General features: G+C 50.0%; 16 protein-coding genes. 2 read left to right on the top strand and 14 right to left on the bottom strand.

From position 1 onward, the window contains the following. Window positions 1-28: 28 nt before the first annotated feature. Window positions 29-1,420, top strand: a complete 1,392-nt coding sequence (locus BM202_RS18130; protein WP_093828621.1) for a Gfo/Idh/MocA family protein — start codon at window positions 29-31, stop codon at window positions 1,418-1,420. A gap of 69 nt (window positions 1,421-1,489) precedes the next feature. Here the strand turns inward: BM202_RS18130 and BM202_RS18125 are convergent, their stop codons facing one another. The 10 genes from BM202_RS18125 to BM202_RS18080 form a co-directional block, all read right to left on the bottom strand. Beyond that, complete coding sequence (locus BM202_RS18125; protein ID WP_093828619.1) at window positions 1,490-2,809, bottom strand: gluconate:H+ symporter; 1,320 nt, start codon at window positions 2,807-2,809, stop codon at window positions 1,490-1,492. A gap of 36 nt (window positions 2,810-2,845) precedes the next feature. Then, window positions 2,846-3,682 carry a ThuA domain-containing protein gene (locus BM202_RS18120; RefSeq protein WP_093828617.1) on the bottom strand — a complete coding sequence of 279 codons (837 nt, stop codon included), beginning with the start codon at window positions 3,680-3,682 and terminating at the stop codon, window positions 2,846-2,848. Window positions 3,683-3,727: 45 nt separating this feature from the next. Then, window positions 3,728-5,575, bottom strand: a complete 1,848-nt coding sequence (locus BM202_RS18115) for an ATP-binding protein (protein ID WP_093828615.1) — start codon at window positions 5,573-5,575, stop codon at window positions 3,728-3,730. Between the two features lie 2 nt (window positions 5,576-5,577). After that, entirely contained in the window at window positions 5,578-6,702 is a 1,125-nt protein-coding gene (locus BM202_RS18110; protein ID WP_093828613.1) for a sensor protein KdpD, read from the bottom strand. Window positions 6,703-6,809: 107 nt separating this feature from the next. Beyond that, window positions 6,810-7,967, bottom strand: coding sequence for a porin (locus tag BM202_RS18105; RefSeq protein ID WP_093828611.1), 1,158 nt, complete (start codon window positions 7,965-7,967; stop codon window positions 6,810-6,812). 48 nt (window positions 7,968-8,015) lie between these two features. Beyond that, window positions 8,016-9,722, bottom strand: a complete 1,707-nt coding sequence (gene kdpA, locus BM202_RS18100) for a potassium-transporting ATPase subunit KdpA (protein WP_093828609.1) — start codon at window positions 9,720-9,722, stop codon at window positions 8,016-8,018. Between the two features lie 64 nt (window positions 9,723-9,786). Next, window positions 9,787-10,350: a K(+)-transporting ATPase subunit C gene (locus BM202_RS18095; protein WP_093828607.1), complete on the bottom strand. Its 564-nt coding sequence runs from the start codon at window positions 10,348-10,350 to the stop codon at window positions 9,787-9,789. A 91-nt stretch (window positions 10,351-10,441) separates the two neighbouring features. Continuing rightward, window positions 10,442-12,496 (bottom strand): potassium-transporting ATPase subunit KdpB, encoded by a 2,055-nt coding sequence (kdpB, locus tag BM202_RS18090; protein ID WP_093828605.1) that lies wholly within the window; start codon window positions 12,494-12,496, stop codon window positions 10,442-10,444. A gap of 44 nt (window positions 12,497-12,540) precedes the next feature. Further along, window positions 12,541-14,259, bottom strand: coding sequence for a potassium-transporting ATPase subunit KdpA (gene kdpA, locus BM202_RS18085; RefSeq protein WP_093828603.1), 1,719 nt, complete (start codon window positions 14,257-14,259; stop codon window positions 12,541-12,543). A gap of 45 nt (window positions 14,260-14,304) precedes the next feature. Then, the gene (locus BM202_RS18080) at window positions 14,305-14,385 is read right to left on the bottom strand and encodes a potassium-transporting ATPase subunit F (RefSeq protein WP_093828601.1); all 81 of its coding nucleotides are present in this window, start codon (window positions 14,383-14,385) and stop codon (window positions 14,305-14,307) included. 501 nt (window positions 14,386-14,886) lie between these two features. Between BM202_RS18080 and BM202_RS18075 the strand changes: the two genes are divergently transcribed. Then, window positions 14,887-16,311 (top strand): pyridoxal phosphate-dependent decarboxylase family protein, encoded by a 1,425-nt coding sequence (locus BM202_RS18075; RefSeq protein ID WP_093828599.1) that lies wholly within the window; start codon window positions 14,887-14,889, stop codon window positions 16,309-16,311. On the opposite strand, the gene BM202_RS18070 is transcribed toward BM202_RS18075, so the two are convergent. From BM202_RS18070 to BM202_RS18055, 4 genes are all read right to left on the bottom strand, one after another. Beyond that, window positions 16,284-17,642, bottom strand: coding sequence for a sigma-54-dependent transcriptional regulator (locus BM202_RS18070; RefSeq protein WP_093828597.1), 1,359 nt, complete (start codon window positions 17,640-17,642; stop codon window positions 16,284-16,286). The two genes, BM202_RS18075 and BM202_RS18070, sit on opposite strands and share 28 nt — an antisense overlap. A gap of 88 nt (window positions 17,643-17,730) precedes the next feature. Beyond that, a complete protein-coding gene (locus BM202_RS18065; protein WP_093828595.1) occupies window positions 17,731-18,903 on the bottom strand; it encodes a Gfo/Idh/MocA family protein in 1,173 nt (390 codons plus the stop codon). Window positions 18,904-18,909: 6 nt separating this feature from the next. Next, on the bottom strand, window positions 18,910-20,289 hold the full coding sequence (locus BM202_RS18060; protein WP_093828593.1) for a putative oxidoreductase C-terminal domain-containing protein: 1,380 nt from the start codon (window positions 20,287-20,289) through the stop codon (window positions 18,910-18,912). A 115-nt stretch (window positions 20,290-20,404) separates the two neighbouring features. Beyond that, on the bottom strand, window positions 20,405-21,820 hold the full coding sequence (locus BM202_RS18055; RefSeq protein ID WP_093828591.1) for a Gfo/Idh/MocA family protein: 1,416 nt from the start codon (window positions 21,818-21,820) through the stop codon (window positions 20,405-20,407). Window positions 21,821-21,919: the final 99 nt, after the last annotated feature.

Raw genomic sequence — 21,919 nt, 5'->3', positions numbered from 1 at the left:
GTTTCTGACGTAAACTCAATAGCACGTTATGAAATCGATTGATCATTTTGTTAATCTTCTACTCGACCAGCCGGCAACAAAGCCGGTATCGCGGCAGGATTTTCTCCAATTTACGAGCCGCAGTCTGGCGGTAGGTGCTATCGGCAGTACGCTCATTGCCTGCGAGAAAAAGCCCGAAACCACTACGTCCACGCCAACGGCCAGTACGCCCGGTGGGGCTGCCCCAAAACTACCCGCTACCTCGCCACCCGCTACGGTCCCTGCCGAACAGCAAAAACCGATCGAGCTGGAGCAGATCAAAGCAAAGACCGAACAACAGGAAGGTGATACGCCTACGCCCATGCCAGAAGATCAGCGGGTTGGTTATGCGCTTGTTGGCCTTGGTCACCTGACGCTTAATCAGATTTTGCCCGCTTTCGGGGCTTGTAAAAAATCAAAAGTTGTGGCTCTGGTAAGCGGTAGTCCCGAGAAGATGCAAAAAGTAGCTGCGCAGTATGGCGTAAAAAAAGAGAGTTGCTACAGCTATGCCGACTACGATAAATTAAAAGATAACAAAGATGTACAGGCCATCTACATCGTCTTGCCTAATGGCATGCACGCCGAATACACCGTTCGGGGAGCGCAGGCCGGTAAGCATATTTTGTGCGAAAAGCCGATGGCTAATTCCGCGGCTGAGTGTCAGACGATGATTGACGCCTGCAAAAAAGCAGATCGTAAACTCATGATCGCTTACCGGATTCAGTACGAGCCGCACAATCGAATGGTGCGCGACATGGTCCAGACGGCGAAATTTGGGAAGGTAAAGTCGATTATTGCGAACAACGGCCAAAACTCCGATAATCCGAAACACTGGCGATTTAACAAAGCCTTAGCCGGTGGTGGTTCGTTGCCCGACGTTGGACTCTACTGCCTTAACACGATTCGATACGTACTGGGTGAAGAACCAACCGAAGTAATGGGCTACATCCACAGCACGCCCGACGATCCGCGATTCAAAGAGGTAGAAGAACAGGTGAACTGGATCATGAAATTTCCGAGTGGCGTGCAGACCAGTTGCGCTACCAGCTACGGACATCACGACGACAAAAGTTACCGGGTGCTGGCCGATACGGGCTGGATCAAAATGGACCCGGCTTTTCCCTACAAGGGGCTGAAACTGGAAACGAGTCAGGCGCAGGGAGAAGTAAACCAGATCATTGAGCATAGTATTTCTGACAAAGACCATTTTGCCACCGAAATGGATCACTTCTCGGAATGCATCCTGGACAATAAAATCCCGTTTACACCCGGCGAAGAAGGTCTACAGGATCAGAAAATTATGGAAGCGATCTATCAATCAGCGAAGGACGGGAAACCAGTAAAGCTGGAAACCATCACCAAAAAAGACGCATTCCGGGGGCCAGAACCGAAAGCGAGTTAATTAACTGGTACTGTCTGGACGGTCACGTTTGCCTGAATTTTATCCCCGGACGTGGCCGTCCAGGCTACACTAATTAATAAACCAACTCAGCGCCATGACCCCCGCTAATCCGGTTACGGAAACCAGCGTTTCCATGACCGACCAGGTCTTGATCGTATCGGCCATCGACAGCTGGAAGTACTCTCGGAACAGCCAGAATCCGGTGTCGTTGACATGCGAAAACATCATGCTTCCAGCCCCAATACTCAACACCATCAAATTGGGCTCAACGCCCGTAGCCGTCAGCATGGGCGCGACGAAACCCGCTGTTGTAATACCCGACACAGTAGACGAGCCCACTGCAACACGTATCAGAGCGGCCATCCCCCATGCCAGCACGTAGGGATGCAAAGTGGAGTTACGCATCAGGTCGGCAACGGCCTGGTTCACACCGCCATCGGTCAACACCTGTTTTAGGGCACCGGCCCCGCCAAAAATCAGAAAAAGCATGGCCACATCTTTTATCGCATCGGCGAACAGGCTGGTTACTTCCGGCATGGTTTTTCCTCGCCAGATGCCCAGCGTGAACGTAGCCACGACGACCGAGATAAACATGCTGACAACCGGCTCGCCCAGAAAAAGTAAGGTTTGCTGGCTCAATGAACCAGCGGGCAATAATGAACTACAGAATGCACTTAATCCAATCAACAGAATCGGGAGCAACACGGTCAGGAAACTTACCGTTGCCGAGGGCATTTGGTCTTCCTGTAAATCGGGTGCAATAAACGCGGGATTGGGTAACGTAGTGTAGCGTTTGATGGTAGACCCAAACAACGCACCCGAAATGAGAATAGCCGGTATTGAGACGATGATGCCATAAAAGAGCGTCAGGCCCATGTCGGCGTTGAACTGTTTCAGAATCGCCAGGGGAGCAGGGTGGGGTGGGAGGTAGCCCTGCGTCACCGATAACGACGCCAGCATGGGTAGGCCGATGTAAAGTGCGGGCAGTTTGTATCGATAAGAAACCGTAATGACCAGCGGCACCAGCAGAAGAAACCCTACCGAATAGAAAAGCGGCAAGCCAACAATAAAGCCCGTCACCAGAAAAGCCCATCGTGCATGCTGTGTACCAACCAACTCCATGATTTTCTGGGCAATACGTTGGGCGGCACCACTTTGCGCCACCAGTTTACCGAGCATCGCACCTAAAGCAATGATGGCCGTAATGGAGCCTAGCGTACTGCCAATGCCTTTCTGGATGGCATCCATAATGGCCAGCGGCTTTATTCCCAAGGCCAAACCGACACCCAGCGAAACAGCTAGAAATGCCAGAAACGGGTGCAGCCGAGCAATCGAAATGAGGGCGACAAGAGCCAGGATGCCAAGAAACGTGATGACCAGAAGCGTCATAAATAAGGAAAGAGAGCTGCCTCGTGAACAAATAGATTAGCGGATCGGCGTATCTCTTGAATCGGCGTAAGCTTTACTAAAATCGATCATTTTTACCTGTCCGGCAACGTAGCGAATGCCCTGAAAAATGTGGTTGATGAACGTAGTATCTGTTTGGTAATCCGTTTTGGCATGGCCCAACGTCGTGCACCAGGTATAGCCGCCGTCGAAATTATAGTACCAGGCGGAGGGATATAGTTCTGTGTATGAACCGCCGAACATCTTCACCTTCTCCGGTTCGTCCTGATTGAGCGACGTCAGATCATTTGCCATAATGACCGTCGGACCTGGCGACATATTCTTGGTAAAATAAAACTCATCTTCTTTCTCCCACACCTTCGGCAAGCCCTGCATAGACGGGTGCCTGGTATCCAGCACCTCAACCCTGAACTTCTGAAACTTTGGATGCCAGGCAAACGTACCACCCAGCATTCGCTTGAACCAGGCCCAGTTGCGCTCTGTACCCATAACGGAATGAATGCCCACAAAGCCTCCTCCGGCTTCAATATAGCGCCGGAAAGCCAGCCGCTGGGCGTCGGTATCGAATACGTCGTTGTTCGTACTCGGGAAAATTAGAAGGGTGTATTGTTTCAGACTGCTCTCCGTAAATACAGTTGGCTGAGCCGATGAATCGACCGCGAAGCCGTACTGCCTGCCGAGCTTCTGAATGCACTGAACCGCGTTCGGAATGTTGTCGTGGACGTAACCTTTGCCATTTTTTGTATAGACCAGTACCCTGACTTTCTTCCAGTTGACATCCTGGCTCCAGCCAGTGCTCATAGTGAGGAGAAAAATAAACAGCCCTGAAAAGGCTACCGCCGTAAATCGAATCATCTTTGCCTATAATTGATGATTCTATAAGCACCAAATACGGCTTATCTACGCTTGCCGATCAATGGGTAATCGAAAGAAGAAAGCCGCTCCGTCGGTAATGCTGGTATCCAGTCCAATCTGGCCGTTCATGCTCCGGATAAATTCGCTCGAAATGGCCAGACCAAGACCCGTGCTGCCCGGCATGGAGGTGCCGGATGCAGATTGAGTTGCCTGTCCGTTGAGGCTGGGGGCTTTAAAGTAGCGGTCAAACACTTTGTCCTGATGCTCGGGCCGGATTCCTGCTCCGTGGTCACGCACCCGGAATTCAACATACGTATTGACCTGTTGCGCTGATATGTCAATGACACTGTTTTCGGGACTATGCCGAATCGCGTTCGAGAGAAAGTTGACCAGCACCCAGGAGACTTTATCGGGGTCAGCCAACACGATGGGGAGTGCTGAAGGAACCGTTATGGAAAGTCTGATACGTTTGTTCTCCGCCGAGACCCGAAGGGCATTGGCCGCATAATTGACCACATCGACAGGTACCACGGCCTGTATGTTTAATTGAATCTGGCCCGATTCGACCTGCGCCATATTAAGCAGTTCACTCGTTAGGTTCAGTAGCCGGTTGGTATCGTCGCTGATATTGCCGATGAGTTGTTTCTGCTCGTCGTTCACCTGTCCAATGCGGCTGTCTTCAAGCAGCTTAAGGCTCATTTTGATACTGGACAAAGGCGTCTTGAGTTCGTGTGAAATCGTGGCGATGAAGTTGGTTTTGGCTAAATCGAGTTCTTTGTAGGGCGTAATATTTTCGAGCACCATCACGTAACCCGCTAATTCAGAATGTATTTCGCCAGTACGGATCACATCGACCCTATGCGTTCGCCGTTTGAAATAACTTTCTTTCCCGCGTCCATCTGCCCCTAGACCATCTGGTTTGAAGCCGTCCGGTCGGGGACCATCCGGTCGGGGATCGTAAATTTTGAGAAAGCCATTCTGTTCGGTATCCAATGGGGTATCGGTCATGATATCCTGGATCAACGTCCGCATTAAGTCGTTTGAAGCCGCAATGTCCGGCGCATATTGACCTACTAACTGCGCTTCGTCCATACCCAACAGTCGGCAGGCTACGGGATTGGCGAATAAGATGCGCCGTTTTTCGTCCATACCCACAATGCCCTCACTCATAATGTGGATAAGGGTATCAATACGTCGTTTCTCGTACAGCACCTGCGCCAGATTGGAATGCTCATATTCATCCAGTTTCTGCGCCATTGAGTTGAACGATTTCGCTAGTTCGCCAAACTCATCGTTGGAATCGATGTGCAAACGCTCTTCAAAATTACGTTTGGTTACCTGTTTGATCCCCCGCGTCAGCTCGCGCACGGGATTGGCGATGTAGCCGGGGAAATTGATGATGAACGAGAATAAAATCAGAAAGCATACCGTTCCTGCAACCGCTACCCACAGCAACGCGTCTTTGGCCGTTTGTTTGGCCGTTTCGTTTTTACGGATAATGGCCTGTCGGTTAATGTCGTCCAGCGCGAACAGGTGTTGCCGGATTCGGGCAATAATCGGAGAATCAGTGGGTTTGCTACGTAGCCGATTAAATTCCCGGCGTAAACTACTGGTTATTTCCTGCTCCCCGATTTCTGTCACGTTGCCTTCCTGCTTTTTGAGGTTTCGATCAAAATCCGTTAAGCCTTCGGGGTCCTGTTCCGGTGTTTCGGTGGACATCGCCAGTGCCTTCTGCATATTGCTGACATATTCAAGCGAGATGTAATTATCCTTTAAGATTGCCTGCGAATCGCTGGAAAGCTCATTCAGGTAATAGGCACTCAAGCCGCCGAGTACCAGAATAATGGTAAACATAAACGCCAGAGCGACGGCTATTTTGCTTTTTATACTCATGGCTACGACAGTATGATCAGGTCGGTATCTGAGCCCGACAGTTTATTGAGAAGTTGGTTGAAGGCGTTCGTCCGCAAAATAATCTGGATCAAGGTAAGGTGCGGCTTGCCAATGCAGACCGTTGTAATGTTCCGACTCTCCACTTCGGTCATGATGCTGGTAACGATGTTGCTGCTCTTGACATGAATCACCTCTGCGCCCAGTTCAGTAGCTAATTTAAGGTTGTTGATCAAATGTCGCTGTACGTCGAGCTTAATACGGTCGGAGCTTTCGGATGGCGTTTGGACGTAAAGCACAAACCAGCGCGAGTTATAGTAAGCGGCCAGTCGCGCCGTTTTGCGAATAACGTGTCGGGCAATCTCGTGATTGGAACTGATGGCGGCCAGAAATCGCTCGGGTTTCGCCTTGCTATTCGCTGGAAGCGAGGTTTCAATCTTGCGTTCAACTGCGGTTGCTACCTCACGTAGCGCCAGTTCGCGCAGTTGTAGAATCTTCTCGGCCTGAAAAAAGTTACGTAGCGCCGTTTCAACTTTGCCCGGATCATAAATCTTCCCTTCTTTCAATCGCGTGATCAACTCATCAGCGGTGAGGTCAATATTTACGACTTCGTCGGCCAGTTGCAATACCCGATCCGGCACGCGCTCGGTTACGTCGATGCCCGTAATTTGATGCACCGCTGAATACAGGCTTTCAATGTGCTGAATATTAACCGCACTGATTACGTTAATGCCCGAATCCAGAATGTCCAGTACGTCCTGCCAGCGCTTTTCATTTTTCGATCCCGGTATGTTCGTATGGGCCAGTTCATCCACAATCACCAGCTCGGGATGGCTATTCACTACGGTCTGCACATCCATTTCTTCCAGCTCGCGGCCTTTGTAAAACAGCTTACGCCGGGGAATAATGGGTAAACCGGCAATTAGCGCATGCGTTTCGGCCCGTTTATGTGTTTCAATGAAGCCAATTTTAACGTCGATTCCTCCGCGAAGCAGGGTATGGGCTTCCTGCAACATACGGTACGATTTACCAACCCCCGCGCTCATGCCAATGTACACCTTAAACTTCCCCCGCCTGGATTGACGGAGGAGGTTCAGGAAATGTTCGGCGTTCTGGTCGTTGGGATTCATAAAGTTGTAGAAATTTTTGTCATCCCGACGCAGGAGGGATCTTCGTTGATAGCAGAAAAGATTTTCTCACCCGAAGATCCCTCCTGCGTCGGGATAACAAAAAAAACTTAAAAACTAACCGCTAAACTCGTTGTCAATGAGGTATTTGTATTACTGTCACGGCTTGCTGTTTCAAAGATAGCGTCCTGACTGTTGTAAACTTTTCCTTCGATCCTGAAGAGCGCAGTGGGTAAAATAAAGTAGTCGACATTCAGCGAATAGCCCCAGATTTTGAAGCCGTTTGGTGTTCCTGTTGCAATGATTACCCCGTTTTTGTCATCGTAATATTCAACCCGCCCCGCTAGTTTCACTACGTCACTAAACGAATAGCGGACAATGGCCACGGGGGCATACCAGACGTAACTGCCATTGCCTACCCGGCGACCGTCGGGGCCAACGGGTTTGCGATCGGCGCCAATATCGAAGCCAAGAATAGCGCTGACTTTTCCGTTTGGATTCACAATTGCGTAGATGTTATTATAAAATCGCGTTTGTTTCAGTGAATCGGGTCGGTCGCTGCCCAGGAAACTACTCCAGTTCAATACAAAATTGGCCGTTGGCTTAAACTGCACCTGCGTACTAACCGATGGACCGGAATAACCAGGTAATTTGGCAATCCGTTGCCAGCCATTCAGTACCGATCCCAAAAGAGTCCATTTTCCATTGGGCGTGTTGTACGTCAGTTTGGCACCTGCCAGATAATAGGGTGAATTTTCAGCCACAAGGCTACGTGTCAGCGTCCAGCAATCTTTCGAGATCGCACTTTCAAACCCAATATGCGACGAGAAAATGCCCGCGTCGAGCCAGAGATCATGCGTTTTACTCAATTTTACTCCCGCGTTCGCTTCAAATATATTCTTCAGTAAACCTTGTTCAGCGGCATAATTATACTGCGCATACGTACCAACCTGAATCGCCAGATTCGCCCGGACGCGGTCACTGGTATAAGCTCCCTTGATAAACGCCAGATTTACGTTTACTTCGCGGTTTCGCTTGTGATTATACAAAAATCCAGGTCGCTCCTGAGCGGTTTTTGGTGCCGTGAAATCGTGTGTGTAGTAGGCTTCAACGTAGCCCGTGACGGTTAATCCTGAATTAGGTGCTACAGCACTCTGTGGTTGAACTGGCGTCAACGTATCTTTCGTGTCATTTATTGACTGAGCAAGTAGTGGTGAGGTATGAAAAACTATTGCAATCGCAACAGTCAGGAGAAAGTTATTTTTCATTTTAGTACCCGGCTTTAACCAGGTTTTATGAATTGTTGTACTCGAAAATTATTGGGTCAAATACTCGGCAATTGGCCCGATCGCCAGTGCCGGAAAAAAACATAAGGCACCTATTATCAGGATGACCGCGGTTAAAAGCACCGCGAATGTCGATGATTCAACAGGCAAAACTCCGGTCGTTGGTGGAACGTAGTGTTTGGCAAGCAGGAGGCCGCCAATGATCAGGGGACCCAGCAGTGGGATAAATCGGCCTAACAGCATGACAACTGCCGTCGACAGGTTCCAGAACGGTGTGTTATCACCCAATCCCTCAAAACCCGATCCGTTTCCAGCGGCAGACGATACGTATTCGTAGAGCATCGTGGTAAACCCGTGATAACTGCCGTTGCTCAACCAGCCGAGCGTTTCCGCTGGATTAGTGGTGTTGTTCCATACCGCGACTGCCAAACCAGTTGCACCCAGATAGAGTAGCGGCAACATGACAATCACGAAAGCAGCTACCTGGATTTCCGGTATGCCTACCTTCTTCCCCAGCAACTCGGGTGTTCGGCCAATCATCAGGCTACCAATAAAAATAGCAATGATGATGTATAGGAACATGTACAGGAACCCCGTTCCAACACCTCCGTAAAAAGCGTCTACCTGCATGCCCAACTGCATAAATAAACCCGATAAAGGCGTGTAACTATCATGCATTGACGTTAGCGTTCCTGCGGGAATAACGATGTTTACGCCACACCAGAACGCAGAGGCTGCTGTACCAAATCGCATTTCCTTACCCTCCAGACTGCCCATCGACTGGTCGATACCCAATTGGGTAATCGCTACGTTGCCTGCTAACTCCTGCGCCATAATTGGGATTGTAAGCGATAACCAGCAACCCGTCATGATCGTAAACAGCATGACGGCCAGCTTCCGCCGGTTTAGAAAATACCCCAGGAAGCAGATGAATGCCAGCGGCAGTAACAATACGTTCACCAGGTTAAGTATGTAGCTGACAACGTTCGGATTCTCGAACGGATGCGCCGTATTTGCTCCGAAGAACCCGCCACCATTTGAACCGAGGTGCTTAATGGATAGCATGGCCGCTACCGGACCTGTAGCCACAGTCTGTTCTGCGCCCTGCAACGTTTTAATAACCTGGTACGGCTCAAATGTCATCGGCACACCGGTAAAAATCAGCTCTATTGCGCCAAGCAAAGACAGGGGCATGAACACCCGCGTGATCGACAAAACAAAATCCTGGTAGAAATTGCCGAAACGCTCGCTGTGTTCACTTCGCAATGACCTGACCACTGCCACACCTACGGCCAGACTTGTTCCTGCCGACACAAACTGCAAAAACGTCAGCACCGCCATTTGCGTAAAATAAGTTGCCCCGCTTTCGCCCGAATAGTGCTGTAAATTCGTGCTGGTCAGAAAACTAATGGCCGTGTTTAGGGCCAGCGTCCATTCCATTGGTGGGATGTTGCCCTGGTTCCAAATCGGAATTTGAGCCTGGACAAGGAGCATAACCAGCGCATAGAGTAACCATACTCCATTAACTACCAGCAACGCTACAGCATACTGTCGCCATGTCATCGGTTGGGCCGGATCGATTCCGCCGAGTCGATAGATTAATCGTTCGAGAGGAGTCAGAAAGTCCAGTGGCGTTGTTTCACCTTTGAACACGTGGCTTAGGTAGCGTCCCGTTGGAATTGCGATCCCCACGGCCAAGCCGAAGAGCAGCCCAAGACCAATATAATCGGTGATCATTCTGGTATTTGATTGTCAGCTTTACTGAAGAACTCGATTGGTAACCGAATCCCTCAGCAAAACTTTATTTGAGTTGGTCAAGTGCTACGTTCAGTTTTAACACATTTACCGTTGATGGACCAAGTAGTCCTAAGAGAGGGCCTTGGGTCTGTTCATCAACAAGTTGATTCAAGCGTTCGACGCTGATGTTGCGGTTCTTAGCAATCCGTGCTACCTGAATTTTGGCGGCCGCTGGCGATAAATCCGGGTCCAGGCCTGAACCAGAAGCCGTAACGAGTTCAGCAGGAATATCGGCTTTGTTTACCCCTGGGTTATGTACGAGGAACGTATCAATCCGGGCCTGAACGGTTTTCAGATAGTCGGGATTTGACGGACCTTTGTTCGACCCCGCCGATCCGGTTGCATTGTAGTCAACGGCCGATGGGCGGCTGTTAAAATAGCGGTCTTCGGTAAACTTCTGGCCGATCAGCGCATAGCCTACGACCTTGCCATTGACTGTAACCGTTTCGCCTTTGCCGCCCCCTGCTGCAAGCGTGGCTATTCCGGCTACGACAATAGGATAAACAACGGAAAGAATAACCAGCAGAATAAGCGTAAGCCGAATGGCTGGTGAGATGTGATTTTTCATGATTTTTATTTTTATACCACCGGGTTAAAACCTGGTGCAATTGATTCTATTCCCCATTTGCACCGGGTTAAAACCCGGTGGTGTCATAGCGTTACACAAATAACCCGACGACTAAATCGATCAATTTAATGCCAATGAACGGAGCGATAAGGCCGCCAACACCATAGATAAGCAGATTCCTACGTAGCAGGGCCGATGCGCCAATCGGTTTGTATTCAACACCACGTAGCGCCAGCGGAATCAGCATGGGAATAATGATCGCATTGAAAATAACCGCCGATAGAATGGCCGATTCCGGGCTGTGCAACTTCATGATATTGATTGCCTGCAAGGCGGGAATCGATAGTACGAACAGGGCCGGAACGATGGCAAAGTATTTCGCTACGTCGTTGGCAATAGAAAACGTTGTCAGGGTGCCCCGTGTGATCAGCAATTGCTTCCCAATTTCAACGACCTCGATAAGTTTGGTTGGGTCATTGTCCAGGTCCACCATGTTACCCGCTTCTTTGGCGGCTTGTGTGCCGGAGTTCATCGCTACACCTACATCGGCTTGTGCCAGAGCGGGTGCGTCGTTGGTCCCGTCGCCCATCATGGCTACGAGCTTGCCGCCTAGTTGCTCGTGGCGGATGTAGTTCATTTTGTCTTCGGGTTTGGCTTCGGCGATGTAGTCGTCGACGCCCGCTTTTTCAGCGATGAACTTGGCTGTCAGTGGATTGTCGCCCGTAACCATCACTGTTTTAACACCCATTTTTCGCAGTCGGTCGAAGCGTTCCGAAATGCCGGGTTTGATAATGTCCTGCAATTCGATGACACCTTTAACCACTTCATTTTCAGAAACGACCAGCGGAGTGCCGCCATTAGCAGCAATCTTTTTGGATTGTTCCTCCGTTATGGCCGGGAAGATATTGCCTGCCCGCGAAACGATGTTGCGAATCGAATCGGTGGCCCCTTTCCGAATCCGCACCTGCGAACCGTTTTGGCCGCTGGGCATATCGATGCCTGAAGACCGGGTTTCGGCCGTAAACTTGATCAACGTAGCACCTTCGGTTGATAATCGACTCGTTACGTTCGTGCCGGCCAGTTCGACAATGGATTTGCCTTCCGGGGTTTCGTCGGCCAGCGAACTGAGTGCCGACGCCCGAATCATGTCGTCTACGGAAATACCCGGAGCGGGGTAGAAATTGGTTGCTTTCCGGTTGCCAATGGTAATTGTGCCCGTTTTGTCGAGCAGCAACGTATCAATATCCCCCGCCGTTTCGACGGCCCGGCCCGACTTGGCAATTACGTTCGCCCGCAACGCGCGGTCCATTCCCGCAATCCCAATGGCCGAAAGCAACCCACCAATCGTCGTTGGAATGAGGCACACGAACAGTGAAATCAGGGCCGCAATGGTGATTGGCGTATTGGCATAATCCGCAAAGGGCTTCAATGCGACGCAGACGATGATGAAAATCAGGGTAAATCCGGCCAGCAGAATCGTCAATGCAATTTCATTCGGCGTTTTCTGCCGACTTGCTCCTTCCACCAGCGCAATCATCCTGTCCAGAAATGATTCGCCCGGTTGGGTTGTTACTTGTACTTTGATGCGATCGGAAAGCACTTTCGTACCGCCCGTCACCGACGATTTATCACCCCCCGATTCTCGAATAACCGGAGCTGATTCACCCGTAATCGCCGACTCGTCGATGGTGGCTAAACCTTCGATGATTTCGCCGTCGGACGGAATAATGTCGCCCGTTTCGCAGAGAAACACATCGCCTTTTTGCAGTTGCGCGGAGGAGATTAACTCAATGCGGTCATTGCCAACGACTTTTTTTGCGGGCGTTTCCTGCCGCGTTTTACGTAGTGATTCTGCCTGCGCTTTACCGCGTGCTTCGGCAATGGCTTCAGCGAAATTGGCGAACAGAATCGTCAGCAACAGAATGAACGTGATGGCGATATTGTAGCCCAGCGTTCCCTGCGACGTATCGCCCGTGATGGCGATGTAGGCCGTTACCAGCACCATTACGACGGTACCGATTTCGACGGTGAACATGACCGGATTCTTGATGAGAATGGCCGGATTAAGTTTGACAAACGAATCCCGAATTGCCTTGCTTACCAGCTCGCGCTGAAAGAGGGCCGGGGAAGAATTTTGCTTTGCCATGATATTGGTTTCTAAATCAGAATTTTTCTGACTTAGATGTTTAATTATTTAAGTGAGAAGTATTCGGCCAGTGGGCCCAGCGCCAGTGCTGGGAAGAAGGATAAGGCGGTAATGATCAGGATAACGGCGAAGGTCATCAGCCCGAACGTAGCGGTATCCGTTGGCAGTGTTCCAGACGATTCTGGTACGTATTTTTTCTGCGCCAGTAGACCCGCAATGGCTACCGGGCCGATGATTGGGATAAACCGCCCCAAAATCAGCACAATACCCGTGGCATAGTTCCAGAAAAAATTGTTGTCGCCCAGCCCTTCAAATCCCGAACCGTTGTTGGCGTTTGCTGAGGTGAACTCATAAAGGACTTCCGTGAAACCGTGATTAGCTGGATTGTTCAACCAGGCTGAAGGCTTCCCAACCAAGTCGGACGCGACCCCGGCGCCGTTTGGATAGTTAATATAAACCCAGGCAGCTAGGGCCGTTCCGCCTTTTACCAGTAACGTACTGAGCAAGGCAACGATCGAGGCAATCTTGATTTCCCGCGCTTCGACTTTCCGTCCGAAGAGTTCCGGGGTCCGGCCTACCATCAATCCTGAGATGAAAACGGCAATGATGAGGTAATAATAGTAGTTCAGAAAACCGACGCCACAACCGCCGTAGAAAGCATTGGTCATCATCCCCAACAGCTCCATTGTGCCCGACAAGGCCATTGACGAATCGTGCATCGAGTTGACTGATCCCGTCGAAATAATCGTTGTGACAATGCTCCAGTAGGCCGACGCCAGTGGGCCGAAACGTACTTCTTTGCCTTCCATCGCGCCGGTTGGCTGGATCACACCCAACTGGGCAATAGCTGGATTACCATGGAATTCCGTTACTAGTGTTGGAATAAGCAGGCAAAGCATACCAATCGTCATGACGCTATAGACAACCCAAGTGAAGCGCCGACGATTGATCAGGAAACCCAGCGCAAACAGCATCGCGATTGGTAGAAGTACTTGCGCCACCATTTCAACTACGTTAGTAAAATAGGTTGGGTTTTCGAACGGGTGCGCCGAGTTGGCGCCAAACCAGCCTCCGCCGTTGGTTCCTGCGTGTTTGATGGCAATCATACCAGCCGCTGGCCCACGTGACACACCGACCGTATCGCCCTGCATGGTTACGATACTGTCTTTGCCATCGAAACTGGCCGGAGTGCCGCTGAAGGCTAGCAGTAGAGCGACTACGAACGAAATCGGCAGCAGGATTCGAGTGATCGCTTTTACAAAGAATACGTAGAAATTACCGACGGTATCGACTGCTTTAGGCAGAAACGATCTCACAACTAACAGCAGCGAAGCGATACCCGTTGCGGCCGAGGTGAACATCAGGAAATTGACCACAAACAATTGCGTCAGGTACGTTAGCCCCGACTCGCCCGAATAGTGTTGCAAGTCGCAGTTGACCATGAAGCTGATGGCCGTATTGAACGCCAGATCGGGCGTCATTGACGGGTTTCCATCCGGATTAAGAGGCAGTGAGCCCTGAATCAGCAGCAGCGTAAACGCAAAGCCTAACCAGACCGCGTTGATTGTGAGTAGTGCTATAAGGTTTTCTTTCCAGGTCATATCGCGGCTGGAATCCAGGCCCGCGAGCCGATAAATGAACCGTTCGATTGGCCCATTGGCAGACTCCGGTTTAAATACGTTGGCAATGTATTTGCCCAGCGGAATGGCCAGAAGGAGAGTTAATCCATACATGACCGCGACGCCTAATAATTCAGTTGACATAGTGAATGTGTTTTACTCCAGCGATAGGAGATGGAGACGATCCGGTTAAAATTTTTCCGGTTTAATCAGGACGTACAGCATGTACGCGAAAACCAGCAGCGAGACAATAAATAAGAGCGAGAGCATTTTTTTCAGAGCGAAAGAGTGAATAGGCGAAAGAGCAGATAGCTGTAACAGCAGTTTTACGCTCTTACACCTTTAGATTTTCTCGAACCATTCGATGGCTTTGTAAAAAAGAGCGAAGCAGATTAGTGCTGAGGCAACAAGAAGCAGGAGTGTACCCATGATCGTGATTGATTAAAAACGTTATCTGGTACGGGTATGCCAAGAAGTAGTCCAGAAAAACTTTGAAGGTTACTGTTTTGAGGTAACCAATTGAATAATAGGGATTTGTTTTATCTTTGCGTGTTCTATGACATCATGCTAAAAAAGCTGACCCTACCATTTTGGTAGGGTCAGCTTTTCAGTTTGATAATATAAAGAGCAAAGGTTGGAAAGGAAAATAAGCCTGTTGAGGGCTGTGTGCTGCACCGCTGATTGTTTGCCCGTAGCTTAACCGAAGTAATCGGACACTTTATTGTTTTATCTTACTTTGCCTTTACCACTGTAATGCTATCCCCTGGTGCCATGATCTCACCCTTACAGCAGGATTTAGAAGACCTTGCTACGTTGCTCGAACGAGCTAAAGTTGAAAGCCTGACCCACCTGAATGCGCTGGATCAACTGCCGACAAAAAGTACATACAGCCCCAAATTATCCGGGAACCAGTTGCCAAATCAGGGTGTAGGTACGCTCAGGGCCGTCGATGAATTTAATGAACGACTGAGGCAGGTTATCGTGGCATCGGCGGGTCCGCGCTATTGGGGTTATGTGATTGGGGGTACCACTCCGGCATCCATTGTGGGCGACTGGTTAGCCACTGCTTTTGACCAATGTACGTTTGCGACGGCTGGGCAAGGTGATATTTCGGCTAACATTGAAATTGAGACGATTCAACTGTTGCGGCAACTATTCAATTTGCCCGATACGTATCAGGGTGGATTTGTCAGTGGAGCTACGATGTCAAATTTTACCTGCCTGGCGGTAGCGCGGCAGTGGGCAGGTCAGCAACTTGGGGTGGATATTTCCAATGATGGTATGGTGCCGGGCATTACAGTTCTATCGGCTGAACCGCATGCATCCGCGGTCAAATCGCTGGCAATGTTAGGCATTGGACGTAATAATGTCGTGCGAATCAACCATGTGGAAGGGAATCGGGAAGCAATGGACATCAGCGATTTAGAGGCTAAGTTACAGGCTCTGAATGGCCAGCCTGTTATCCTGATTTCGAGCGGAGGTACAGTCAATACGGTTGATTTCGATGATATGATTTCCATCGGTAAATTGAAAGAAATCTATACTTTCTGGTGGCATGTCGACGGGGCATTTGGTGGTTTTGCTGCCTGCTCACCAACGTATCGACACCTACTGGCTGGCTGGGAAAATGCCGATAGCATCACTATCGACTGCCATAAATGGTTGAATGTGCCGTACGATAGTGCCATTTTCTTTACGCACACGAGGCACCGACAACTGCATATCGAAACGCTGCAACCACTTAATAGCCCATATCTGGGTGATCTGCTATCGCATGTAAATTACCAGACACTGGTGCCGGAAAGCTCAAGGCGATTACGGGCATTACCGGCCTGGTTTAGCCTGATAGCGTATGGCAAAGAAGGCTACCAAACTATTATAGAAACGAATATTCGACTTGCCAAATCATTCGGTACGATGCTGGCTGGTAGTGATCATTTTGAGTTGTTAGCCCCAGTCAGACTTAATACCGTGTGTTTCTCACTGAAAGAATCTGAAGCAGAACCGGAGCGGGTAAAAACTTTTCTGTCTACCCTGAATGATACAGGTTTAGTCTTCATGACCATTACCGTGTATAAGGGGCGGACCGGTATTCGGGCGGCTTTTTCAAACTGGCGCACAACCGACACTGACGTTAGGATGGTGTTCGATAAAATGCAGGAAATTAGTTACCCGTCGCTTAAGCCCGCTTCCTGAAGTTTTCGGTAAAGTGTTGTCAGGCCGATGCCCAACAGTCGGGCGGTTTCTGTTTTGTTGCCATTCGTCTGACGTAGCACCCGACGGATGTGTTGCTGTTCTACAGTTGCTAAATCCAGTGCGGTCGGGTCGTTTGATAGTCCATTTTCCTGTATCTCATAGGGGAGGAGATCAGGCGTCAGCTCAATGGAGCCATCGGGAGACGTATCGGCGAGGATAACAGCCCGCTCAATGACATTTTTTAGCTCGCGTATATTGCCCTTCCACGCATGCTGCTGTAGTTTTTGCACAAAGGTCGGACTAAGTTTCACGATTCGCTTCCCAATCTTGGCCGCACTTTGTCGGGCAAACTGGTCAGCTAATTCAGGGATGTCGGTACGTCGATCGCGTAAGGGTGGGAGCTCAATCTGAAATACTGATAGTCTATAATACAAATCCAGCCGAAACCGACCGGCAGTGGCTTCTTGTTCCAACCCCCGGTTGGTGGCTGCAATCACGCGAACATCCGTTTTTGTCGGCTTGGTATCGCCTACTCGCAGGAACTCATGCGTTTCAAGCACACGTAGTAGTTTGGCCTGTAAGTCGAGAGGCATTTCACCAATCTCATCTAAGAAAATAGTGCCTTTGTTGGCTTCAGCGAACAGCCCTTTCTGGTCGCGGTTGGCTCCCGTAAAGGCCCCACTCCGGTGACCAAATAGCTCACTTTCCAGAATGTCTTTGCCCAGGGCTCCACAGTTAATTGCCACGAATGGCCCTGTTCGGCGGAAACTGGCCTGATGAATGGCTTGCGCAAATACTTCTTTCCCGGTGCCTGTTTCGCCCGTCAGCAGTACAGTTGTATCGGTGACGGCTACTTTACGAGCCAGCTCAATAGCTTGTTGAATGGGTTTTGATCGGCCAATAATGCTATCAAATCCGTATCGCTGGCCAACCTGTTGTTCAAGTTGTTTGATCCTGAATTGCAGATTAGCCTTCTCGACAGCCCGACTGACCAGCGGAATAATCCGGTCGTTATCGTCGCCTTTGGTGATGTAATCAAACGCCCCGTTTTTTATGGCGGTTACACCATCTGAAATGGTACCATAAGCCGTTAATACAATGATTTCGGTAGCCGGATAGAGTTGTTTTATCTGGGCCGACAGCTCAATGCCATTCTTGTCGGGCAGTTTTACATCGCTGATCACTAATTGAACTTCCTCATGCTCAAGAGTTTTGAGTCCACTACGTGCCGTGTCAGCTTCAAGGACGGTATAACCTTCGAGTTGTAGAATCCGGGCCAGAAGCTGACGTAACCGGGGCTCGTCATCAATAATCAGAATAGTAGCAGCCAAATGGTCGAAAGTAAGTGTTTGGCAAAGTTAGATTCTTTGGATTCTATTGATTCACGGCACCCGCAGAAACTATAGAATCCAAAGAATCTTATTTTTTCAGGTGAATCTCCTGCGCTTGTTTCTGCGCTTTGAGTGCCAGTTCCGTAGCCAGAAAGCAATGCTCCTGCGTCATCGCCGTTTCGGTTCGGTTAAGAACGTCATTGACAAGTTGTTCGCCGTAGGGCAACGGTTCTTTGTTGCAATCGATATAGCGGGTTTCTTTCTGGTCTGTTATAAAAAGATGGTTCCCCCCTTCGTGTCCAGCCGGGTCGATGTTCTTCCGGATCTCAATGAACCCTTCCGTACCCAGAATGGTCAGACGTCCATCACCCCATGATTTCAGGCCATCGGGCGTGAACCAGTCAACCCGAATGTAGCCCATGCCGCCATCACCACGTAGCATGACGTCGCCGAAATCTTCGAATTTGGGATATTGCGGAAAATGAACGTTGCCTACCTGTGAAGCCACTACGTCTGCTTTTTTAGATCCGGTGAAGAACAGAAACTGGTCGAACTGGTGCGAGCCAATGTCGCAGATGATACCCCCAAATTCTTTCTTGTCGAAGAACCACTCGGGCCGCGATTTGGGCGTCATGCGGTGCGGACCCAGGCCGATGGTCTGAATAACGTTGCCGATCGCACCTGCCTTGACCAATTCGCCCGCTTTCACGGTAGCCCGGTTTTCGAACCGCTCGCTATACATGATCGAGTAAATGCGCTTGGTATCTTTCTGCACCTTGCGTACGTCGGCGAGTTGTTCGAGTGTCGTGATACCGGGCTTATCGGACATATAATCCTTGCCCGCCTTCATGACCCGAATGCCAAGGGGAGCCCGGTCGACGGGTATACCGGCGCTGAGAACAAGCTGAACGGTCTTGTCGTCCAGGATTTCTGACTCACTTTTTGCCTGTTTTGTCTGTGGATAACGCTTCACAAAGTCAGCCATCAAATCAGGCTCTTTGGCGTAAAAGGAGACGAATTCACCCCCGCCCCGAATAACCGCTCCAATCTGGCTATTGATGTGCCCATGATTCATCCCAATGACGGAAAATCGAATCCGGGCGGCACCTGCTGGTGTAGAATCACTCCCGAGTGATCCACTACGTAGGATAGCCGGTGCGCCGATCAATGCAGTTGGCAAAGCCGGTAATACAACCAAACCAGCCGCTGTGCTGATGGTTTCCTTTATAAAATTACGCCGATTGGCCTGTGGTGCGTTCATCGTTGATTAGTTAGATTTCTTCGCCAGCTCCAGTGCCTGCGTTGTTGTATAGTATTTGGCAATCATGTTGGGCACTTCCCAGGCGGGTAGCTTCCCGGCTTTGAGGTAGTCGAAATATTTCTGCGCCACCCGACCAAAATGCGCTTCGTGGCCTTCCTTGTATTTTTCCGGAATGACCACCTCCCAACCCGTAGCGATTTTCTTTATATCAACGCCCGGAAATTCCTGCTGAATTTTTGGCAAAGCAGCTTTCAGGGAAGCCTCCAGAGTCTTGTTTCCAGCGACGGATTCGATATACAACGTCGGCTTGTATTGCTGGGCTGCTCCTTGGCGGATGATCAGGTTAGCTTTGGTGCCGCGCATGATCGAATAGTGCGTATCACCCGCGCCTTCCGGTGCTTTGTAAGCCCAGGTAACCGATACTTTGGCATGAATGCCCCGCAGTTGGTAATTGATCTCGCCGTTACTGTACACCCGCAGAATACTGTCTTTCACTACGTCCTTTTTGAGGTAATCCGGAAACGTGTTCTGCTTGGTGATCGCTTTGAATTGGCTCAAACTCATGTCCGTAGTCCAGCGTCGGGCCGAGGTCAGGCTTATATCTTTCTGGTAGTCAATAGCTTGTTCTGGAAAACACTCCCACTGCACTAGGTCAACCAGGTGGGTTGTTACGTCCACAATGCCTTCACCCTGTTGTGCTACGTCCATAAACCAGGCCGGACGCGTGAGAATGCTACCCGATACGTTCTTGTAAAAATGGTGAACGCTTTCTTTCGTAACAGCCGGATTGCCGGGTGTTCCCTTCTCCAGCGTACCAAACACATCCAGTTGTTGAGAAAAGGCGCGTTGCAACATTGTAGAGATTTCGTATCGCTCGGTCATGATGTCGTAGAGCAGTACGTTCTTTTTTTCGGCAGTTGTAAACGATTCTTTCAGCTTATCGAAGTTCGAGGCATTGATAACCATTGGCTTATCGGCCAGTACGTTAAAGCCAGCGTCAACGGTTTTCTGGATGTAGTCGGTTTTTAGGCGGTTATTTCCAGCCATGACCACTACATTACCCTTCTTCCCGGCAATCATCTTGTCGAAAAAGTCGGCCCCTTTGTACACCTCTTCTTTCCAATGAGTTGGATTGTCGGGACGGGTATTGTAGCCCTGAATTTTGTCTAGATGCAATTGTAGATCGGGGCCATCTGGTGCGTAGACATGAACGACTGAATCGACACCTTCATACATGGATTTTTGAACCAGTGCAGCATGGAAATGGCCGGGGTCCAACGTAATCAGTTGAAAGGCGGCTTTACTCGTTTCGCTCTTCTCCGACGACTGGCAGGCGGTAATTAACGTAGCCATGAAGAGACAAGCAACGGGGGGGGATAACTTCATTGAAATGGTTTTTAAAACACAGAGTAACAGAGAAAAACGCGGAGATAACCAAGGTGAGAATATGATAGAAAAACTCCGTATTCTCTGTGTTTTCCTCCGTTACCTCCGTGTTTAATCATTTAGCGGAGACTACCATTTTAATGGCATACGGAGCCCGTTGCGGACGTGACAGGAGTTTATTCGCTTCCGGATCGTTTTTGAACTGCTCCTTCTTTGGGTCCCAGTAAAGTTTTCGATTCAATTTCATCGCTGCATGATGCAGCAAACAGGTTGTACAGGAGCGGTGACCTATTTCAGCGGGAGCAATAGGTTCTTTCCGGCTCACGATGCTCTCCAGCCAGTTGCCGTGGTGCTCTTTGCTGACTGTCAGGTGAACTTCGTTCGGACCAATGACCGACTCAAGGATTTTTGGATCGCTGGCATCGAGTTTTTTCGCTGCATTTTGTTTGGCAATCGGATCACTGGCCGTTACGGCAGCGTCGCCACGGGAGACAAAGATCCAGCCCTTTGTTCCTTCAAACTTAATGCCGTTGGGAATCTCGTTGCTGACGACCATATGGACGCCATTTTCATACAACCCTTCCGTCCGGAAGATGCCGTGAACATCCCATAGACCACTTTTTGGGAAATCGGCTTTCCCCCAGATTTCGATCGGGCCCGTATGTTCGGTGTTCATGGCCCAGTGTGCGCAGTCAACATGGTGGGCGCCCCAACCCGTAATCATGCCTGCACCGAATTGCTCGCAACGGAGCCAGCCTGGCCGGTCATAATCGGCCTGGGGATGCACGCGCTTCTCGGTATAGTAAACCTCGGGCGTTGTGCCCAGCCACATATCGTAATTCAGGTTTTTGGGCACCGGCATCTGCGGCTCTTCATTCCCCGAAGGATCGCCCGGCAGGCCAACGTATACGGTTTTTAATTCGCCGATACGTCCGTTACGTACCAGTTCGGCCGCATACCGAAACTGCTCCGACGACCGTTGCTGACTGCCCACCTGCACAATCTGGCCCGATTGCTTCACGGCATCCGCCATCATCCGGCCTTCGGCAATGGTGAGCGAAGCGGGTTTCTGCATATACACATCCTTTTTGGCCCGGACGGCATCAATAACAATGGGTGCATGCCAATGATCGGGCGTACTGACGATGACGGCGTCGATATCTTTATTGAGCAATAACTCGCGATAGTCGTGATATACTTTAACGCCGTCGTAGTCCTTGCCGGTTTTTTTTGCGTAATAGCCATTGACTAATTTCTTCGCATCGTCGGCTCGTTTGGTGTCCAGATCGCAAACGGCCATAATCAGCGCGTTGTCGTACTGCCAAACGCCCGGCATATCATGTCCGCGAGAGATACGTCCCGTGCCGATGGCCGCTATATTAATGCGGTTACTGGGCGCATTTTTACCAAAAACGGAAGCGGGCAAAATCGTTGGGAAACCACTGATGAATGCAGTTGATGCCAGCGTACCTTTTGCTGCCAGATCGAGAAACTTTCTCCGAGTGACAGGTTCGTTTTTTTCGATTGACATAAACGTAAGCGTCAAAGACGCGTTTAATAGTCTGTATTATCTAAAGTCAGCGACCTGGTTATCTTACTACGTTCAAAGAGTGAATGAGTAAAAGAGCGA

The organism is Spirosoma endophyticum, from assembly GCF_900112365.1.
In the GTDB taxonomy this organism is placed as follows: Bacteria; Bacteroidota; Bacteroidia; order Cytophagales; family Spirosomataceae; genus Spirosoma; species Spirosoma endophyticum.
Note: the sequence above shows the minus strand (reverse complement) of the source record. Positions and strands in the feature narration are given on the sequence as shown.

Excerpts from the sequence above, each read along its gene's own strand:
- BM202_RS18130 (WP_093828621.1), top strand. The coding sequence starts at position 29 with ATGAAATCGATTGATCATTTTGTTAATCTTCTACTCGACCAGCCGGCA.
- BM202_RS18125 (WP_093828619.1), bottom strand. The coding sequence starts at position 2,809 with ATGACGCTTCTGGTCATCACGTTTCTTGGCATCCTGGCTCTTGTCGCC.
- BM202_RS18120 (WP_093828617.1), bottom strand. The coding sequence starts at position 3,682 with ATGATTCGATTTACGGCGGTAGCCTTTTCAGGGCTGTTTATTTTTCTC.
- BM202_RS18115 (WP_093828615.1), bottom strand. The coding sequence starts at position 5,575 with ATGAGTATAAAAAGCAAAATAGCCGTCGCTCTGGCGTTTATGTTTACC.
- BM202_RS18110 (WP_093828613.1), bottom strand. The coding sequence starts at position 6,702 with ATGAATCCCAACGACCAGAACGCCGAACATTTCCTGAACCTCCTCCGT.
- BM202_RS18105 (WP_093828611.1), bottom strand. The coding sequence starts at position 7,967 with ATGAAAAATAACTTTCTCCTGACTGTTGCGATTGCAATAGTTTTTCAT.
- kdpA (WP_093828609.1), bottom strand. The coding sequence starts at position 9,722 with ATGATCACCGATTATATTGGTCTTGGGCTGCTCTTCGGCTTGGCCGTG.
- BM202_RS18095 (WP_093828607.1), bottom strand. The coding sequence starts at position 10,350 with ATGAAAAATCACATCTCACCAGCCATTCGGCTTACGCTTATTCTGCTG.
- kdpB (WP_093828605.1), bottom strand. The coding sequence starts at position 12,496 with ATGGCAAAGCAAAATTCTTCCCCGGCCCTCTTTCAGCGCGAGCTGGTA.
- kdpA (WP_093828603.1), bottom strand. The coding sequence starts at position 14,259 with ATGTCAACTGAATTATTAGGCGTCGCGGTCATGTATGGATTAACTCTC.
- BM202_RS18080 (WP_093828601.1), bottom strand. The coding sequence starts at position 14,385 with ATGCTCTCGCTCTTATTTATTGTCTCGCTGCTGGTTTTCGCGTACATG.
- BM202_RS18075 (WP_093828599.1), top strand. The coding sequence starts at position 14,887 with ATGATCTCACCCTTACAGCAGGATTTAGAAGACCTTGCTACGTTGCTC.
- BM202_RS18065 (WP_093828595.1), bottom strand. The coding sequence starts at position 18,903 with ATGAACGCACCACAGGCCAATCGGCGTAATTTTATAAAGGAAACCATC.
- BM202_RS18060 (WP_093828593.1), bottom strand. The coding sequence starts at position 20,289 with ATGAAGTTATCCCCCCCCGTTGCTTGTCTCTTCATGGCTACGTTAATT.
- BM202_RS18055 (WP_093828591.1), bottom strand. The coding sequence starts at position 21,820 with ATGTCAATCGAAAAAAACGAACCTGTCACTCGGAGAAAGTTTCTCGAT.